Below are 12,082 nucleotides of genomic sequence, written 5' to 3'. Positions count from 1 at the left end.
CTTTCTCAGGCGGTGAGTTCCGCGAGCAGCGCGTCGATCCGTTCGGCGTGCTGCTCCGGGACGCGGCCCGTGTCGTCAAGGTGCACGGCGCAGGACGTGGTCGTGTCGACGAGGGCTTCGAGGGTGACGGCTACGTCCTCCGTGCCGGCCGTGTGCCGGGCGAGCGGGGGAAGTTCGGCGGCGGCGAGGTCGATCGCGGTGCGCGCCTCGGCGAGTGCGCGGTACGCCTCGCGGCGCAGCGTCCACCGTCCGGCGCGGTCGTCGGACCCGCTGAGCACATGGAGAACGTAGGCCTGCGCGGCCTCGCCGGCGGTGGTCAGGCGCATACGGACAGCACCGCCGCCACGGCCCGGCACAGGCAGCGGCAGGTGGCCCACGAAGAGCACGATCGCGCACGCGAGCAGCGTTTCCCCGATCCGGGCCAGGGCCATCTGTGGTTCTCCGCCCACCATCACGAGGGACAGCACGAAGACGGTCACGACGGCAGTCTGGGCGGCGAAGTGCCGTGTGCCCACGGGAATCAGCGCGCCGCCGAGCACCACGAGCGCGACGGGCCCGGCGGGGCCGGGCAGCAGTGCAGCGAGCCCCGCGAAGAGCGCCGCTCCGAACACCGTCCCGAACGCCCGGCACAGCACGCGCGAGGCGAGCGGCCCGAGGTCCGGCTTGACGAGGAAGACGGCGGTCGCGGGCAGCCAGTACCAGTGGGCGTTGTGGAGGAGCTGGGCGACGGCGGCACCGGCCCCGAAGCAGAGCGCCACCCGGATCCCGTACTCGCGCCCGGCGGGGCCGACGACTCTGCGCAGGGCGGTGACGGGGGTGCGGGGGCGGGTGTGCAGCGGCTGGTGCCCGGCGTCACGCGGCCGGCCGTCGAGGCCGGTGGCACTCACGGTGACAGGGACCTGGGCGCTACGGGTCCGGACACGTACGGGTCCGTCGAAGGCCACGGCCGCGTGCAGCAGTGCCTCGTCCAGCGCGCGCAGGGCCGCGTCGGAGCGGGCGGGTGCGGGCAGCGGGCCGCACGGCTGCGCGGTGCGGACGGCGTCGGCGAGGCGCCACAGGCCCTCCGACGCGCGGGCAGGGAGGGGGCTTCCCGCCCAGGCGAGGGCGGTGGCCGCCTCGCCGAGCGGCAGGGCGGCGGCGTACTGCGCATGGAGGCGGCGCTCTTCACGGGAGCCCGCGAACCGGCGCAGACGCGGTCCGGACAGGGCGTCCTGCGCGTGATCGAGCGCGGCGGTCAGAGCGGCGCGTTGTGCGGTGGCCCGGGGTGAGCCCGCCGCGTCGACGAGCCCGGCGACGGCCGCGTACACCTGGGCGACGGCTGCGCGTTCACCGTCGAAACGGTACGCACCTGCCGCACTCGGCGACGGCAGCACGCCGCGCAGCACGAGGAGCCAGCCTGCGCCCGCGAGGAACAGCAGGGCCCGCTGCCAGCCGGCCTCCGGCAGCGGCATGCCCGCACCGATCGCGACGGCGACGAGGAGTTGTGTTCCGCAGGCGGACGCGATCGGCCCGACGGCGCTGAGGGCGCCGCCCGCGAACCCGAGCAGCGCGAACACGCCGACCAGCGCGACGGAACCGGCATGCGCGCCGACCCACGTACCGAGGGCCAGTCCGCCCGCACCGACCAGGGCAGGGACCCCGATCCGGGGCACCGCGGCGCGACGGCTGCCGGGCCGGTCGTTGATTCCCGCGAACATGGCACCGAGCGCGGCGAGCACCCCGGCGGAGGGACGGCCTGCGAGCAGGGCCGCGACGAGGAGCGGCCCGGCGGCGAGTGCGCCGCGCACGACGGCGCTCCATGGGACGGGGCCGCGCTGGGCGCGCAATGCGTGGCCTAGCCAGGGCGGAAGGGGGTGGAGGATGGTGCGCACGGTGCTCCTGTCGGCGGGTCCGGGGCGGGGGTGTGCCGCGGGACGACGTCGGCCTGGGCTGATGCGTCAACGATAGGTGGCGTATCCGGAGGGAAAGGTACGTGCGCGTTTCCACGATGTGACGATGTGCGGGACTTCGTGCGGGAACTCCTCGGAACGGGCCCGGCGCAGGTCACCCGGGTGGCGCCATGGCAGGATTGCGCGCCGTGAGCAGCGAGGACGGCTGGCCGGACGTGCCCGGCGACACGGCCCTGACGATTCGGATCCCGGAGGCGGACGCCTTCGTGCGGGCGCCGTTCCCGGCCCACATCACGGTGCTGTACCCCTTTCTCCCCGCCGCGCGGATCATGCCGGAGGTCCACGCCGAGTTGTCGGCGCTGTTCGCGGACCGGGACCCGTTCGACCTGACGTTCGCGGAGTTCCGCCGCTACCCGGGTGTCCTCTATCTCCCGCCCGCCCCCGAGGACCCCGTCCACGCCCTCACGAAGTCCTTGCGGGAGCGCTGGCCGGAGGCGGTCCCCTACCGGGGCGTGTTCGGGCCGGAGGGTCTGGACCCCCACCTCACGCTCGCGAACGACGAGGGACCCGGGACGTACGAGGCGGCGTACGACGCGCTGGAGCGGGAACTGCGACCCATGCTGCCGGTGACGGCGCGCGTCGGGTCGGTGCACCTGATCGTGACGGACGGGCGGGTGTGGGAGGACAGGGCGGTGTACAAGTTGGGGCGCTCACCCGCGCAGCCTGCACCCCTGATCCCGCCCGCCCGGCCTGTACGGCCGGCGTCGCCCGCTCAGCTCCTGCGCGCGGAATCGACGGCGCTCTCCAGGAGGAGCTGAGTCCGGTCGACCACGTCGGCCAGGTCGCCCGATGCCCCTGCAAGCAGGCTGTGCACGCCCAGCAGCCCCGCGCGCTCCAGGAGCCGCTTCTCGTTGGTGACCCAGGCGCCGCGCGCGGCGAGTACGGCGTGGGCGGCCGACATTGCGGCCACGGCGACCGCTCCGTGCACCTCGGCCCTGCCGCCCCGGGGCGCGTTGTTGGCCTTGGCGTACTGGAGCGTGCCCAGGGCGCGTCCCCACCACATCTCGGGGGCCGCCTTCCGCAGCGCCGCGGGGTAGCCGTCAGGCCGGGGCGCCGAACCGCGCAGCACTTGGTTGACGGCGAGCTCGGCGACGACGAGGTAGGTCGGGATCCCGGCCAGATGGAACATCAGGGGCTCCCAGCGGACGCGCCCCCGCTCGGCCTCGGTCAACTCCCCTTCCACCACGTCGAGATCGCGGTAGTGGACGTCGACGCGCCGCCCGTCGACGGTCAGCCAGGCCCCGCCGTTGAAGACCCCGCCGCCCCACCCACCGATCGCGGAGACCTCCCCCTCCCACCCGACGCCCCGCAGGTCGTCCGGCTGGAAACCACCCCGGTAGTAGATCGCGAAGTCCCAGTCGCTGTCGGGGCGTTGAGTGCCCTGGGCCCGCGATCCGCCGAGCGCGACGGCGCGCACACCTGGTAGTGCGGCGAGCCGGTCGGCGACGTGGCCGAGGAAGACGCGATCGGTCATGACTTCGTGCGCGGCGGGCATGGGGCCACGCTATCGACGGTGCGCGAGGACAGGCGACTCCATTACGGGGCGCCCGGGGCACGTACTTGGGGGCGGACGCGTACATGACGGAGAATCGCTCGGTACGTAACGCGTTCTGTGCCCGCCCGGACAAGGAGTTCTGTGCCCGCTCGACCCGCCCGACCCACCCGTTCCGTGATCGGTGCCGCCCGCACCCGGCCCTGCACCCTCGTGGTGTGCAGGGGCTGCTGCTGCGGCAACACGGCGAAGTACCCCGGCTATGACCACGCGTGGCAGTTGGAGCGGCTGCGGGCCGCGGCCGCCGCGTCCGGTGGGGCGGTCGCGGTGCGGGTGACGGACTGTCTGGGCCCGTGCGACCAGGCGAACGTCATGGTGGTGCAGCCGTCGGGCGAGGGCCGGCGGCGGGGCGGACGCCCGGCGTGGGTGGGCTGGTCGATGGGCGACGACGCGACGGACGAGATCCTGCGCTGGGCCGAGGCGGGCGGCCCCGGGATCGCCGCGGCCCCGGCCGCCCTGGAGCTCCAGTTCATCGAGACCCCCGGTGAACGGACCCGCCGCCGCACGCGCCGCTGACGGCCGAAGGCCCGAAGGAACGCGTACCCGTCACGTCCACGCCGCCCCCGCCGCCACGAACCCGCAGATCAGCACGAACAGGATGGCCAGCAGCGGCCAGATGAAGCGCAGGTACTTGTCGTAGCCGACCTTGGCGAGAGCCACGCCGCCGATCGTCACGGCCGTGGTCGGCACCCACAGGTTCATCCAGCCGCTGGCGGCCTGCCACGCGGTGACGACGACCGCGCGCGAGACGCCCGCGAAGTCGGCGAGCGGCGCGAGGATCGGCATCGCGAGGGTGGCGTGGCCCGAGGTCGAGGGGATGAGGAAGGCGAGCGGCAGGTTCACGACGAAGACGATGATCGCGAAAATGCCGGACGAGGTGCCCTTCACGACGCCCTCGATGGAGTGCAGGACCGTGTCGGTGATCTTCGAGTTGTTCATGATCACGGTGACTCCGCGGGCGAGCAGGATGACGAGCGCGGGTGAGATGAAGTCGGCCGCGCCCTGGATGATCGTCGAGCCGAGTCTCTGCTCCCCCAGATGCGCCACGACGCCGACGAGCACGGCCGCGACGAGGAACAGTGCCGCCAACCGAGGGAATGACCAGCCGAGTTCGAAGCCGTACGGCGTCGCATCGGCCTTCCCGGTGAGGGCGCTCGACCACGGCACGACCGAGAAGATCATGAAGGCGAACACGAGGGCGGTGACGGTGAGGACCGCCTTGTGCAGGCCGGTCAGCTTCGGCACCTCGACCGCGTGGGCCTCGGCCTCCTCCTGGTCGCGGTCCCCGGGCAGGAACCCCGACAGGGACCGCTCGGGGTCCGTCTGTACGCGCTTCGCGTAGCGGATGACGTAGGTGACCGTGACGGCGGTCAGCACGATCCACATGAGGAAGCGCAGGATGATGCCGTCGCCGAGCGAGATGTCGGCGGCGGACGAGGCGACGCCGGTGGCGAACGGGTTGACCGTCGAGCACAGCACCCCGATCCCCGCGCCGAGGATGATCGCGCCGACGGCGGTCATGCGGTCGTAGCCGAGTGCGAGCATCAACGGCACGACCAGGCCGTAGAACCCGAGGGTCTCCTCGGCGAAGCCCTCGACGGTGCCGAGGACCGAGAAGACCACCATGACGCCCGCGATGAGCAGCGCGCCCCGGTCGCGCAGCCGGTGGGCGAGTCTTCCGATGCCGCGGTCGAGGGCCCCGGTCGCGAAGACGACGGTGATGAAGGCGCCGATGGCGAGCACGAAGAGGAAGACGCCCGCGCTGCCGTACAGGTCGCCGGTGTTGTCGGGGGCCACCAGGGACGTCTTGGTGTCCTGGATGCCGTAGAGGCCGTTGACCGGGGACAGGAACAGGTCGTCGAGGCGGTCGACCAAGGACTGCCCGGAGTCGACGCGGTGGTACGTGCCCTGGACGGGGGCGCCCGAGTCGTCGCGGTTGTACCGGCCCGAGGGGATGAGGAAGGCGAGCGCCCAGACGGCGATCGTGACGATCGCGAGGACGGTCAGGGCACTCGGGAAGGTGAACTTGCCTGTCGGCTGCGGCTGTTGGGGCGCCTCCGTGTCGGTGGGCGCACTCATGAGGCGGTTCCGGCGCGGAAGCCGGCGGCGTACTCGCGGACGAACGCGCACATCGCGACGACGGTACTGCGCAGCTCGGAGAAGACGGTCTCGACGCCGAGGGGCGGGCGGCCCTTGAAGGCCCGCAGCATGCTCAGGTGCGCGATGACGTTCGCCTTGTCGTCGGCGATGCCGCGCGCCCGCAGTCCGCCCTCGACGGGGGCCGGCTCGAAGGGCGGGGACGTTCAGAGCTTCTCGTCACCGGCGGGCCGGACGTCGTAGCGCGAGTGGAGCAGGACGGTCGGCGCGTCCGGCGTCGGCGGCGGGATCTCGCCGAAGACGACGGGGGCGGTGCCGGGCGGGTCGATCCGCTCGACGCGGTCGACACCGGCGTCCCCGAGCAGCCCGACCAGCAGGTCGTGCGCCTCCCGCACGGGTTCGGCCGGGAAGCCGGGGAAGGCGATGGACGGGATGGCGGCGAGCCGCTCCAGATCGGCGCGGAGTCCGTCCATCAGGCCGTCGACTTCGGCTTGCAGGTCCATGGCGTCCGCACCCCTCACTGTCCGTGACTGCCCTTGAAACACATGGCATTTTGTCCGGATTATCCGTCGGGGTGGCGTGTGGCGTCCGGGTGCCTCGCCGGATCGGGGCAATCCGGGACTAAGGTCGAGGCATGGCTTCGGATACTGCTTCGGACACCGCCTCGGATTCCGGTTCGGGTACTGGTTCGGGTACTGGTGCGGACACGGCTTCGAACGCGGCGGCTGCGGCGCGGGCGGCCGGTCCCGGCGCCGGTGAGAGCGTGCGGATCGACAGCTGGATCTGGTCCGTGCGGCTGGCCAAGACGCGCTCGGCGGGCGCGACGGCGTGCCGGGGCGGGCATGTGAAGGTCAACGGCGAGCGGGTGAAGGCCGCGTACAACCTGCGCGTGGGCGACGAGGTGCGGGTGCGGCAGGCCGGCGGGCACGAGCGGGTCGTGATCGTGAAGCGCCTGATCCGCAAGCGCGTGGGCGCCCCTGTCGCCGTCGAGTGCTACGTGGACAACAGCCCGCCGCCCCCGCCGCGCGCCGCCGTCGCCCCCGTGGCCATCCGCGACCGCGGCGCGGGCCGCCCGACGAAGCGGGACCGCAGGGACATGGACCGGCTGCGCGCGACGTTCGGCGCGGGCCCCGTACCCCCGGCGCAGGATCACGCGGACCGACGCGAAAAAGGCTGACCCCGTACGTCGACGGGGTCAGCCTCCGGCCGCGCGGATCACGCCCGGCGCTTGACGAGGCGGACCAGATCCGCGTTGCTCCGGCGCCGTGTCCACGCGAGAAGCGCCAGCGGGACGATCAGGATGAGCGGCGTCGCCGCGTTCTCCCCGTCGAAGTAGGACATCTGCACGACGAACGCCCCGGCCATCAGCGCACTCAGCGCGATCGGGGCGACCCCGGAGAGCACCGGCACCAACAGGGCGATTCCGCCCGCCAGTTCGAGGACGCCGATGATGTACATCGCCGCGCTCCCCCACCCCATCGTGTCGAACGACTCGACCGCCGACGGGTGCGCGATCAGCTTGGGCAGGGCGCTCGCGACGCCGTAGAACAGCGCGAGCAGCACCGTGAGCGTGCGCAGCGCGATGCGGGCGGCGCGGGCCCTGCCGACGGCCGGGGCGGCGGTGGCGGAAGCGGCGGTCGCGACGGGGGCGGTGGTCTCGGACATGGGGTGCTCCTCGGTGAGTCGGCGCCGGGCCTTGCTGTCCGGCTGTCACAGAGGTAGACGGCCGCACCCCAGGCAACTCATCGGTCGCCCGGCACCTTTATGCAGGCACTGCCCGCACCCACACCTGGTCGTCCGTGAGATACCGGTCGACCTTCAACCCGGCCTGGGCGAGGGCCTCTTCGAACTGCTCACGCGTCAGGGGCCGTGCCAGGAACGTGTGCGTCCAGGCCGCGTCGGGGAACTCGTACTCGGCACGCACCGAGTTCACCCCGTCCCCGACGGGCTCCGCGGACACGATGCGGACCGTGAAACCGCTCGGGTCCACACGCTCGCGCGGCAGGTTCGTGTGGTAGTCCGGGCCCTCGCGCTGGATCAGTACGCAGCCCCCGTCCGCCACATGGCGCCGGCACGTGTCGAGCATCCCCTGCCGCACCGCCACGTCCCCGGCGTGCACGAGGAACGACGCGAGCAGCACCACGTCGAACGTCCCTCCCGCGTCCAGCGCCTCGACCGGCGAGCAGATCGTCCGCGCCCCGCGCACGCGCTCCAGCATCTCGGCGGACTCGTCCACGGCCGTGACCGTGAAGCCGCGCTCGATGAGGGGGTGGGTCATCCGGCCGACGCCACTGCCCAGTTCGAGAATGCTCGCTCCCGCGGGCACGGCCGCGGCGATGATGTCGGGCTCTTCCCTTACGGGCAGGCGCGCGTACAGATCGACCGCGCAGCCGTCCGGCGTGATGGCGCCGGGTCCCGTCCCTCCGTATCCCTCACGCATCTCAAGGCTCATGCCCCTTCAACGAGCCGTCCCTGGGCGGCAGTTCCCGACCACGGCAACAGGAACCAGCCATGCCCTCCGTACCAGTGCCCGCCGCGCCGCAGATGGTCGCCGACGGCCCGCTCGACGCTCGTGCGGCGCGGCAGGTCCTCGACGGGGAGGGCGGGGTCGCCGAAGACGAACCCCACGGGGACTCCGTCGTCCGGCTCGGTGTTCTCCCACGCCGTGCGGAACCGCTCCTGGAAGCGCACCAGGTTGGAGTCCTTCGGCAGATGTTCCTTCAGCTGGGGGTCGAGGAGCCAGGAGTGGCACACGGCGATCTCGTAGCGCTCCTCGGGATAGTGCCGCGCGAAGAACTCCCCGGCCAGGGCCAGAGACCGGTCGCACGCCTGCGGGGACAGCGGGCCCCGGAAATCCGGGATATGGAGGCTGACGCACGGGTCGCCCGTCGTCAGCTGCAGACCGGCCGCGGCGACACCGTCGCCCGAGCGCCCGCCGAGCAGGGCCCGCTGGTACTGGAGCCGGCCCAGTTGGTAGAGCTCCCCATGGAAGTGCAGGCCGAGCCAGGAGACCGCGTGGATGCCGCAACTGCCGTACCGCCTGCGGTGGACGGCCATGTGTCGTCCGAGGTCGGCGAGGGTGCGCCGCGAGACGTCGTCCGGTACGCCGAGACCGCGGTGGTACGCGCGCGTGGCGGGCAGCGCGGCGACGTAGACGTACACGGAGAAGCAGCGTTCGAGGAGGTCCCCGCCGTCGGGCGGGGACGGGAAGTGGGGGCTTCCGCCGACCGTGCCCATGTCCCGGGTGACGGCGCCCACGGCCCGCTCCAGGAGATCGCGCACCCCGGGATCGTCGGCCGCCCGGGGGCGCAGCGCGACAAGTTCGTTGATGTCCTCGTGGGCGACCCCGAGGTCGAGGAGGACCTCGGGCAGGTCCTCCGCGTCGGGGATCAAGGCCTCCGCCCGCTCCTGCCCGTCGAGCGCCTCCACCCACCGTGCGAGCCGCTCACCGCTCTTCCGCCCGTCCAGCACGCGTCCTCCCCTCCGCCGGCCGAACGCCGGCGGCCGCACTCCACCGACCGGAAACCACCTCACCATTCCAGGGAACGGTGCGCCGCGCGAGAGTCCGGACGCACCCGACGCCTCCGCCCGTGAAGAGGCACCCTGGAAGGGGCACCTCTTCACGGGCGGAGGCGGTGAAGATGCGTACGGGCAGTGAACCGGTGACCGCGCGCAGTGCTCTGCGCGCCCGGCTGTGGCTCAGCATCTGGGGTCTGGCCTGGTCGATCTTCGGCACGGTCGCGTTCATCCTCACGGACCGCCCGTGGTGGGCGCTCGCGTGCGGGGTGCTGTGGCTGATCGTGACCGTCGACCTGTTCGTGATCACCCGCCACATCCGGCAGGGCCCGCACTACCAGCCGGGCCCCGACGTACCGCCCTATGATCCCCCGCACGTACCGCCCTACCATCCCCCGGACGACAAGCCCTAGACCGCCCTGAAACTCCCCAGGGGGCCTCGCCTCACGGAGCGTCGTCGAAAGCGGCCGCGGCCACGTAGTCCGGCTGCGGATCGAGCGCCGCGGCGAGCCGGAAGTGGCGCCTCGCCTGGTCCGGCCGCGCCGCACGCTGATAGGTGCGGGCGAGCGCGAAGTGTGCGAACGCGTTGTCCGGCTCGCGCTCCAGGACGATGGTGAACTCGAGCTCGGCCGCGCGCAGTTGGGCCGCGGCGAAGAACGCGCGGGCGCGCAGCAGCCGCGCCGCCGTGTTCTCGGGGTGGGCCGCGATGACCGGGTCGAGCAGTTTCACCGCACCTCGTGGGTCACGCGCCGCGAGCAGTTGCTCAGCGGCGCGGAAGTCGATGACGTGTGTCTCCGGGTTGGAGTGGGGCACAGCGGTCTCCCTCCTTCGTCATCCACGTCAACGGCGTGGACTGTCAGCCCTATTCCTCCCCCGTAACACCCTGACGTACGTACGTCCGACCGAGCCGAAGGCTCAGCGCCCCGTCACCGCGAGTACCGCGCCGAGCACGGCCAGCGCCACGCCCGCGGCCACGAACACCCAGTCGAGGGCGGGCCGCTCGCCGCCGATGAGCACGGTCTCGCGCGGGTCGTCGACGTCGTACGCGATACCGACCAGGCCGCCCGCCGGCAGCGGCAGGCGCCGGGTGGGCGGCGCGGGGGACGGCACCTCGACGACGCGGCCGTCGTGCGTCTCGAACTGCAGCAGGGGCCGCTCGGAACCCGCCTGCGGAGGTTTCACGAGTGCCTGGGTGACCCGTCCGGCCTCGCTGATCCGCCGGGTCCGCCGCAGCCCGTACGCCCCGGCGAGGATCGCCACCAGGCCGCCGAGGAAGGTGAACGCCGCCAGTACGACCACGCCCGTCCCCCTTCTAGGCCGCGGCCGCCCGCTGCGCGAGGTCCGCCCAGACGGCGCCGACCCGCCGGTGCAGCTCGTCGAGCGGTACGTCGTTGTCGATCACGATGTCGGCGATCTCCAGGCGCTTGTCGCGGGTGGCCTGGGCGGCCATGCGGGCGCGGGCGTCCTCCTCGCTCATGCGGCGCAGGCGCACGAGGCGGTCGAGCTGGGTCTCGGGGCTCGCGTCGACGACGACCACGACGTCGTACAGCGGCGCCAGGCCGTTCTCGGCGAGCAGCGGTACGTCGTGCACGACGACGGAGTCACCTGTGGCGGCGGCTTCGAGTTCGGCGGAGCGGGCGCCGACGAGCGGGTGCACGATCGAGTTGAGGACGGCGAGGCGGTCCGCGTCGGCGAAGACGATCGCGCCGAGCGCCGGCCGGTCCAGCGAGCCGTCCGGGGCGAGCACCTCGCTCCCGAACGCCTCGACGACCGCGGCGAGTCCGGGAGTTCCGGGCTCCACGACCTCTCGCGCGATGCGGTCGGCGTCGATCAATACGGCCCCGTGCTCCACGAGCAGCCGGGACACCTCGCTCTTGCCGGCGCCGATTCCGCCGGTCAGACCCACCTTCAGCATGCGGGCAGCTTAGGCGAGGGCCCCGTCGCTGACCACAGCCCCTATGCGTCGCCCTCGCGTTCGGCCAGGAACTTCTCGAACTCGAGGCCGATCTCGTCGGCGGACGGGATGTCGGTCGGTTCGGCCAGCATGTTCCCGCGGCTCTCGGCACCCGCCGCCGCGTCGTACTGGTGCTCAAGTCCCTGGACGAGCGAGACGAGTTCCTCGTCGCCCTCCTGGATCTGCCGGTCGATCTCCGTCTGCGTGCGGTGCGCCTCCGTGCGCAGCCCGTGCGCCACCGAGGGCAGCACCAGGCCGGTCGCCGCCGTGATGGCTTCGAGGACGGTCAACGCGGCGTCCGGGTACGGCGAGCGCGCGATGTAGTGCGGAACGTGCGCGGCGACACCGAGTACGTCGCGTCCGGCCTCCATGAGGCGGTACTCCACGAGGGACTCCGCGCTGCCGGGTACCTGCGCCTCGTCGAAGGGGCTGCGGTGGCCGGGGACGAGATCGGTCCGGTTGCCGTGCGGCGTGAGGCCGACGGGCCGTGTGTGCGGGACACCCATCGGGATTCCGTGGAAGTTGACCGCGAGGCGCACGCCGAGCCGCTCGACGATCTCCTTCACGGCGGCCGCGAAACGCTCCCACTCGACGTCGGGCTCGGGGCCCGAGAGCAGCAGGAAGGGCGCACCCGTGGCGTCCTGGACGAGCCGCACCTCAAGGGCGGGCACGTCGTAGTCCGTCCAGCGGTCGCGCCGGAAGGTGAGCAGCGGGCGGCGGGCCCGGTAGTCGACGAGCCGGTCGTGATCGAACCGCGCCACGACCTGGTGGGGCAGCGAGTCGAGGACCCGGTCCACGATCTGGTCGCCGGTCTCACCCGCGTCGATGTATCCGTCGAAGTGGTAGAGCATGACCAGTCCGGCCGACTCCTGGGCGAGCGCCATGTCCACCACGGCCAGGCCCTTCGGCTCCCATGCGTACAAACCCTGCGGATCAAGCACTGTGACCGCTCCTCCTCGTGTTCCTTAGGGGAACGCGCGGTAGGGCGCGGGCATTCCCTCCCGCGCCCCTCAC

Annotated in this window: 16 protein-coding genes; 4 read left to right on the top strand and 12 right to left on the bottom strand. The window is 72.6% G+C overall.

Annotated features, from left to right (window positions below; genetic code table 11):
- Positions 1-5 precede the first annotated feature (5 nt).
- A complete protein-coding gene (locus tag OG456_RS27470) occupies positions 6-1,871 on the bottom strand; it encodes an FUSC family protein (RefSeq protein ID WP_266565498.1) in 1,866 nt (621 codons plus the stop codon).
- Positions 1,872-2,077: 206 nt separating this feature from the next.
- On the opposite strand from OG456_RS27470, the gene OG456_RS27465 reads away from it, so the two are divergent.
- A complete protein-coding gene (locus OG456_RS27465; protein WP_266565496.1) occupies positions 2,078-2,707 on the top strand; it encodes a 2'-5' RNA ligase family protein in 630 nt (209 codons plus the stop codon).
- Here OG456_RS27465 and OG456_RS27460 read toward each other — a convergent pair.
- Positions 2,662-3,444: a nucleotidyltransferase family protein gene (locus OG456_RS27460; protein ID WP_266565494.1), complete on the bottom strand. Its 783-nt coding sequence runs from the start codon at positions 3,442-3,444 to the stop codon at positions 2,662-2,664. The genes OG456_RS27465 and OG456_RS27460 overlap by 46 nt on opposite strands.
- Positions 3,445-3,585: 141 nt before the next feature.
- Between OG456_RS27460 and OG456_RS27455 the strand changes: the two genes are divergently transcribed.
- Positions 3,586-4,017 (top strand): (2Fe-2S) ferredoxin domain-containing protein, encoded by a 432-nt coding sequence (locus tag OG456_RS27455; protein WP_266565492.1) that lies wholly within the window; start codon positions 3,586-3,588, stop codon positions 4,015-4,017.
- Positions 4,018-4,047: 30 nt separating this feature from the next.
- On the opposite strand, the gene OG456_RS27450 is transcribed toward OG456_RS27455, so the two are convergent.
- The 3 genes from OG456_RS27450 to OG456_RS27445 all read right to left on the bottom strand — a co-directional run bounded on the left by OG456_RS27450 (position 4,048) and on the right by OG456_RS27445 (position 6,101).
- On the bottom strand, positions 4,048-5,580 hold the full coding sequence (locus tag OG456_RS27450) for a YfcC family protein (protein ID WP_266565490.1): 1,533 nt from the start codon (positions 5,578-5,580) through the stop codon (positions 4,048-4,050).
- The gene (locus OG456_RS50540) at positions 5,577-5,711 is read right to left on the bottom strand and encodes a hypothetical protein (RefSeq protein WP_323136358.1); all 135 of its coding nucleotides are present in this window, start codon (positions 5,709-5,711) and stop codon (positions 5,577-5,579) included. Before OG456_RS50540 ends, OG456_RS27450 begins: the two co-directional genes overlap by 4 nt.
- 93 nt (positions 5,712-5,804) lie before the next feature.
- Entirely contained in the window at positions 5,805-6,101 is a 297-nt protein-coding gene (locus OG456_RS27445) for a hypothetical protein (protein WP_323136357.1), read from the bottom strand.
- A 131-nt stretch (positions 6,102-6,232) separates the two neighbouring features.
- On the opposite strand from OG456_RS27445, the gene OG456_RS27440 reads away from it, so the two are divergent.
- The gene (locus tag OG456_RS27440) at positions 6,233-6,775 is read left to right on the top strand and encodes an RNA-binding S4 domain-containing protein (RefSeq protein ID WP_266565488.1); all 543 of its coding nucleotides are present in this window, start codon (positions 6,233-6,235) and stop codon (positions 6,773-6,775) included.
- 38 nt (positions 6,776-6,813) lie between these two features.
- Here the strand turns inward: OG456_RS27440 and OG456_RS27435 are convergent, their stop codons facing one another.
- The 3 genes from OG456_RS27435 to OG456_RS27425 form a co-directional block, all read right to left on the bottom strand.
- The gene (locus OG456_RS27435) at positions 6,814-7,263 is read right to left on the bottom strand and encodes a DoxX family protein (RefSeq protein WP_266565486.1); all 450 of its coding nucleotides are present in this window, start codon (positions 7,261-7,263) and stop codon (positions 6,814-6,816) included.
- A 97-nt stretch (positions 7,264-7,360) separates the two neighbouring features.
- Positions 7,361-8,038, bottom strand: coding sequence for a bifunctional 2-polyprenyl-6-hydroxyphenol methylase/3-demethylubiquinol 3-O-methyltransferase UbiG (locus tag OG456_RS27430; RefSeq protein WP_266565484.1), 678 nt, complete (start codon positions 8,036-8,038; stop codon positions 7,361-7,363).
- Between the two features lie 8 nt (positions 8,039-8,046).
- Positions 8,047-8,991 (bottom strand): acyltransferase domain-containing protein, encoded by a 945-nt coding sequence (locus OG456_RS27425; RefSeq protein WP_266569451.1) that lies wholly within the window; start codon positions 8,989-8,991, stop codon positions 8,047-8,049.
- Positions 8,992-9,239: 248 nt separating this feature from the next.
- Between OG456_RS27425 and OG456_RS27420 the strand changes: the two genes are divergently transcribed.
- Positions 9,240-9,527 carry a DUF6343 family protein gene (locus OG456_RS27420; protein WP_266565482.1) on the top strand — a complete coding sequence of 96 codons (288 nt, stop codon included), beginning with the start codon at positions 9,240-9,242 and terminating at the stop codon, positions 9,525-9,527.
- Positions 9,528-9,558: 31 nt separating this feature from the next.
- Here OG456_RS27420 and OG456_RS27415 read toward each other — a convergent pair whose 3' ends face one another.
- The 4 genes from OG456_RS27415 to OG456_RS27400 form a co-directional block, all read right to left on the bottom strand.
- Positions 9,559-9,927: a tetratricopeptide repeat protein gene (locus OG456_RS27415; protein WP_116502684.1), complete on the bottom strand. Its 369-nt coding sequence runs from the start codon at positions 9,925-9,927 to the stop codon at positions 9,559-9,561.
- A 102-nt stretch (positions 9,928-10,029) separates the two neighbouring features.
- Entirely contained in the window at positions 10,030-10,413 is a 384-nt protein-coding gene (locus OG456_RS27410) for a DUF3592 domain-containing protein (protein ID WP_266565480.1), read from the bottom strand.
- Positions 10,414-10,426: 13 nt separating this feature from the next.
- Positions 10,427-11,029 carry a dephospho-CoA kinase gene (gene coaE, locus OG456_RS27405; RefSeq protein WP_266565478.1) on the bottom strand — a complete coding sequence of 201 codons (603 nt, stop codon included), beginning with the start codon at positions 11,027-11,029 and terminating at the stop codon, positions 10,427-10,429.
- A 41-nt stretch (positions 11,030-11,070) separates the two neighbouring features.
- Positions 11,071-12,009 (bottom strand): PAC2 family protein, encoded by a 939-nt coding sequence (locus OG456_RS27400; RefSeq protein ID WP_266565476.1) that lies wholly within the window; start codon positions 12,007-12,009, stop codon positions 11,071-11,073.
- Positions 12,010-12,082 lie beyond the last annotated feature (73 nt).

It is taken from the genome of Streptomyces sp. NBC_01446 (assembly GCF_026340095.1).
Taxonomy (GTDB): domain Bacteria; phylum Actinomycetota; class Actinomycetes; order Streptomycetales; family Streptomycetaceae; genus Streptomyces; species Streptomyces aureus.
The sequence above is the reverse complement of the archived record's forward strand: the minus strand, read 5'-3'. Positions and strand labels throughout refer to the sequence as shown.